At 44.7% G+C, this 5,105-nt stretch carries 4 protein-coding genes; 1 reads left to right on the top strand and 3 read right to left on the bottom strand.

Features of this window, described 5'->3' with window-relative positions:
- Positions 1 to 322: 322 nt before the first annotated feature.
- From map to QUA27_RS26930, 3 genes are all read right to left on the bottom strand, one after another.
- On the bottom strand, positions 323 to 1,084 hold the full coding sequence (gene map, locus QUA27_RS26940; protein ID WP_333072079.1) for a type I methionyl aminopeptidase: 762 nt from the start codon (positions 1,082 to 1,084) through the stop codon (positions 323 to 325).
- A gap of 135 nt (positions 1,085 to 1,219) precedes the next feature.
- Positions 1,220 to 2,305 (bottom strand): glycosyltransferase family 4 protein, encoded by a 1,086-nt coding sequence (locus QUA27_RS26935; protein WP_333072077.1) that lies wholly within the window; start codon positions 2,303 to 2,305, stop codon positions 1,220 to 1,222.
- A gap of 107 nt (positions 2,306 to 2,412) precedes the next feature.
- Entirely contained in the window at positions 2,413 to 3,615 is a 1,203-nt protein-coding gene (locus tag QUA27_RS26930; RefSeq protein WP_333072075.1) for a HEAT repeat domain-containing protein, read from the bottom strand.
- Between the two features lie 1,040 nt (positions 3,616 to 4,655).
- Here QUA27_RS26930 and QUA27_RS26925 point away from each other — a divergent pair.
- Positions 4,656 to 5,099 carry a hypothetical protein gene (locus QUA27_RS26925; RefSeq protein ID WP_333072073.1) on the top strand — a complete coding sequence of 148 codons (444 nt, stop codon included), beginning with the start codon at positions 4,656 to 4,658 and terminating at the stop codon, positions 5,097 to 5,099.
- Positions 5,100 to 5,105 lie beyond the last annotated feature (6 nt).

The following is a 5,105-nucleotide window of genomic DNA, read 5'->3' as shown; positions in this document are numbered from 1 at the left end:
CGCCTGATTGATCTGGCGATCGCCTGCTTGACGTTACGAGCGCTACACCAACTCTTTTAAGATACAAGGGGCGGGTTTTACAGACAATTTCTGACTAAAACAGACTATCTCGAAAACCCGCCTCCACCCACCCATAAATACAAACCTACATTTTCGGAGTCGATGCAAATTTCAGGTTGGTATAGGTTATCGGTTGTGGCGGGGCTGGTTTATCTAGATTGTTGATAATCCTTAGATATTGTCGGTGAAACCCGCCCCTAGGGGATATGGTTAATTACTATTGATTTAGGAGTGAGTTTTTCAGACTGTTTGTTAATCATTACTACGGTAAAGTCAGAATTTCCACCCCAGAATCAGTCACAGCCAGAGTGTGTTCAAATTGAGCCGAAAGCTTTCCATCCTTGGTGATAGATGTCCAACCATCTGCGAGAATTTCCACTTCCCAAGTACCCTCATTAATCATTGGCTCGATCGTAAAAACCATGCCTTGTCTGAGCTTTTTTCCTGTGCCCCGCTTGCCGTAATGCAAAATTTCCGGTTCAGTGTGAAAGACTCGGTGAATCCCGTGCCCCGCAAAATTTCGCACTACCGAAAAACCCTGTGCTTCAGCATATTCTTGAATCGCTGCACCGATGTCGCCGGTACGAGCACCCGGTTTGACTTCCGCAATTCCTCTTCTTAAACATTCCTCGGTTACTTCAACTAACTTTTTCGCTACAGGTGAAGGTTTTCCCACAAAAAAAGTTTTGGAAGTATCGCCATGATAACCATCAACTAAAGGTGTTACATCAATATTAATAATGTCACCTTCTTTCAGAATTTGTTTCGCATTGGGGATGCCGTGACAGACTACTTCATTGACGCTAGAACACAGAGATTTGGGAAATCCTTTATAGCCTAGCGGAGCGCTTTTTGCTCCGTGTGCCAAAGTCCAGCGTTCGGCTTCATCGTTAATTTCCAGAGTGCTTACTCCTGGTTTAACCATCGGTTCGAGATGTAGCAGAAGTTCGGCCGCTAAACGGCCTGCTTGGCGCATTTTTGCGATTTCTCTACTGGATAAAAGCACTAAACGTTCGGTTGCCATAGTTTTTTCAGTTTGCTTTTTTTGTGGTCGATTAAGAGTTTATTTAACTCAATTTTAGAATAGAGTTGAACTGCTGCTCAATAAACTTATAAGGTGCGTCAGCCAGCGAATATTTCTAAAAATTGGCCAGTATTATTACTGACTCACCCTACTAGCAGTGATAGATTTGAACCAGTGTTCACAACGATCGCCCAAAGCTGCTAAAGAATATTCTACCTCTGCTTGTCGCCTGCAAGCACTGCGGTCAATTTGGTCTAAGCGGGCGATCGCACCTACCAAGCCATTTACGCTATCAGGCTGCACTAAAAAGCCCGTCAGTCCGTCTCTCACAATTTCCGCCGGCCCCCCGCGCTCGTAAGCAATCACGGGTACACCGCACGCTAAAGCCTCGATCGCAACATTTCCGAAAGCTTCCACCCAACGTGGTGTCATCAACAATGCTCGGCACTGACGGACTTGCTCTTGCATTTGGGTTGTTGTCAGAAACCCTAAATATTCTACCGGAGCATCCGGGTAATCTGCACAAATTTTATGCCAATAATCCTCATCTTGCATTTTGCCCATAATTTTCAGGGGAATGCCTGTAATTTTCGCTGCTGCTACTGCATCTTCTAAACCTTTCTCCGGGGCGATGCGGCCTAGCCAAGCTAATTTAGACTGGGGTTTGTTGCAAAATTCGTACAGGGATAAATCTATGCCATTTCCCAACAACTGACATTCATCGGCAAAGGCGAATGTTTTGGCTTGAGAAGCGGTGTGAACTCCGATCGTACCAGGAAACTGGACGGCGGTTTGTCCGGCGATGCGATCGAGGGCTGCTGAAAGGGATCCCATGCTGATCAAATGTGCGATCGGAGTCCTAAAAAATGGTGTCAAATAAAACGGCAGCCAATCGTAGGCAAAATTAACAATGACATCCCATTCATCCTGAACTTGGCGAGCATATTCCCACATATTCGCCAGCACAGAATCTGCCGGCATCACAATAGGATCGTGGTAATCTTGTGTTTGGGCGGTTACTTGCAAATCACCCGTTATTTCGATTACTGGAATTGATTCTAAGACTGAACCTATCGGTGCTACAACTGCTATTCTATGACCGCGGCTCTGCAATTCTTTAGCAATGTTAAGGACTGTAAGTTCGACACCGCCACCCAACCCCGAACCTAGTTGACCGACCGAAGTTGACAGGAACAATAGTTTTAAAGGGTTATTAGTCATTAATCCTTAATCATTAGTCAGCATTCACTAATTTTAACATAATCTGAATTATAAATTCTCCCATCTCCCATCTCACTTTTAAAATTATTTGAAAATTGCTACATTTATTAATCCCTCCCAGAACGCGGACGGATGCGATTCAACTGATTGATTGCCCAGCGAGCAACTTCCTGAACTTCGGGATCTGGATCGTCCGTAGCACGGTGCAACAAGTAACTGATTTGATTCACCAATTCGTAAATCCGCGTCAAGTCGCGAATTGCATTTTTACGCACTTCTGGATTTTCATTTTGCAGCGAAATTGACCAAGCATTATTCATTGGTTTGAGCGTGCGAATGCCAATTTCCGAGAGACTTGCCAAAATTAAACTGTACTGCTTCGAGTCCGAATTTGGTAACAAATCGAGCAACGGCTCAACTGCTCTGGAATCTCCGCGCTGACCTAGTTCCCAAATTGCTTTACCTCTCTTTGCCGGATTTAGCTGCTGCAAATCTTCAATCAGTGCTTCAATAATATCAACTTTAGGTCTACCATCCGTTTCGGGAAGGGCAATATCTTTCTTGCGACTCGCTAGGGAATCGCCTTGATTAGTTGTTTCGGGAATGTTGAAACCTGTGTTGCTGTAACCATTGCTGTGAGTTTCCAATGGCAAGGTGTCGGAATTAATTAGATCGCCCTCGAATCCTGCATCCTCGGATTCTGATTCCCCGGATTCCCTGATAGACCGTAAAGGTTGATCGCTGTTCTCGATACTGTTGTCTTTTGGCAAATCCAAAGGGTAGGGCAAGGCTGACAGCGGTTTTGATAGCCCAAAAGAAGCCTTGTGCTGTGTAATTGCGTGCGAGTTTGTAGGAGAATCGGGATTATTAGTAAATTGAGAGTTTCTTGGGTTGTGGCGCTCAAATCTTCCCCGTCTTCGCTTAGAATAATTTGACTCGTCACTGCTAACTAATTTGAGCAGGATAAATACTGCCGCTGCCGTGACGACAACTGCTGCCAAACCCAACATTAACAACCCCCGCTGACGAGACAAAATGACGATCAAATTGGATACCGATTTCGGGAGCTTAGAATTAGATTTGGACGTTTTGGACGGCTGAGATTTGTTTTTCTCAGGCGCTGGAGAAGGTTTTGGAGGCTGGGAATCCTGGCGATCGTCCGGGGGAGAGTTTGCCTGAGCAATTTCTTGGGAAACAGCACGCGCAGAGGCATTAAGTACCTGTTGCCCTCCGTCGGCACTTGGACTGAACGCAGCACCCAGACAGGCAATGCAGGTGAACAAACATACAGAGGAGCGGTAATGCGCCATAAGACTCAATCCGGGTTTTGAGAGGCAACGCCGCATGACGAGCTTTAGTTTAACCTTGAGTTAGCTCGATCCTAGCTGCTATAGGCTTAACTAACTCACAAATAGCACCATACTAGCGAAAAACCCTGGTTTGAAAGGGCATCGAGCCAGCTCTCACAAGCACAATTGTGTCATTGACGTGCAACTCTTTTAAATAATTAGTTTAATTAGTTTAAAACGAACAACTACATCGGTGGCCGCGACTTTAGCGGCATCCTGAAAGTTGATTGCAGCTAATTTCACCTACGTGCAGTGTGCAGTGTAGGCCCAGCAGCACAGCACTGCGGGGGCGGTAGCAGACGATTGTGGCTCCCTCGCCGTCGATTTCTCACTAATAGCGTGGCATGACCAAAAGTTTAACCAGCTTCCGAGCCTGTGGGTCGATCGTTTTTGTGTGAATTTGGACCCAAGTGGGACAGGGGGATTGGCAGTGGAAACGAGAAACTAGGTTTTTTCGTTAATTCTTCGCTGCTAAACCGCATATTTTTCGTACATTCAAGGACGCACTCTCGACGCTCATAAACCAGTTTTATTTACCAAAAATGCTGTAAGAAAGAGAGCGCTGATTTGACAGATGTTAATTTGAAGGGGGCAATTATGCCGGATAGAAGTGTTTGGGCGAGCGGCTAAGATAACCGTTAGGAAATATTGTATTCAGCTAGCCAGCGCCAAAAATCATACTATCTTGTAAAAGTAGGGCCGGATTTAGTTCTGGGGGGGTAACAACCAGCCGGAAACCCAGAACTGGTAAGGATTGAGCCAATGTGTGGTAAAAAAAGATAGGCAGCAGAATTGTGAAACGCTTGCCTATCCAAAAAATAATGATACCAACATTCTACCTTACTCATTTACAAAAACAACTGACACCAGTTCAGTTTCGGCTGATGACAATGTTGTTAAACTTAATACAATCAGAAAAACAAGTGAGATTAGAACGGTTAGCACGGGTATTTCCATAGCCAATTGCCACCGAAAGTCGGCGGCGAAAGTTACAAAGATTTTTGGATTTACCAAACTTAACAATTCACGCTATTTGGTTCCCATTAATTACTTATTGGTTGACAACTTATTGCCATGTTGGTCAAAGCTTATCAATTGCAATCGACCGGAGTCAATGGGGGCGCATTAATCTCTTTATGGTTAGCCTGATCTGGGAGCAAAGAGCTATTCCCTTATACTGGTCGCTGTTGCCAAAATTGGGAAACAGTAACTTTGAGTCACAAACTACAAATATACAGCAAGTTTTACCATTGTTTTCAAAATATAAAATCATCGTTTTAGGAGACCGTGAATTTTGTTCTGTCGATTTGGGCAACTGGCTCAAGGAAAAGGGTGTGTCTTTTTGCTTGAGACTGAAAAAGAATCACTGTATCGAAACCTGGGGGGGTGACAAAGAGGTCTACGAAATAGACTGTATAAGGGTTGCAGCCCGCATACCTTGTTGATAAAAG

Origin of the sequence: Microcoleus harperi Pol14_C6 (assembly GCF_036701295.1) — a bacterium.
GTDB lineage: Bacteria > Cyanobacteriota > Cyanobacteriia > Cyanobacteriales > Microcoleaceae > Microcoleus.
Note: the sequence above shows the minus strand (reverse complement) of the source record. Positions and strands in the feature narration are given on the sequence as shown.

Excerpts from the sequence above, each read along its gene's own strand:
- map (WP_333072079.1), bottom strand. The coding sequence starts at position 1,084 with ATGGCAACCGAACGTTTAGTGCTTTTATCCAGTAGAGAAATCGCAAAA.
- QUA27_RS26935 (WP_333072077.1), bottom strand. The coding sequence starts at position 2,305 with ATGACTAATAACCCTTTAAAACTATTGTTCCTGTCAACTTCGGTCGGT.
- QUA27_RS26930 (WP_333072075.1), bottom strand. The coding sequence starts at position 3,615 with ATGGCGCATTACCGCTCCTCTGTATGTTTGTTCACCTGCATTGCCTGT.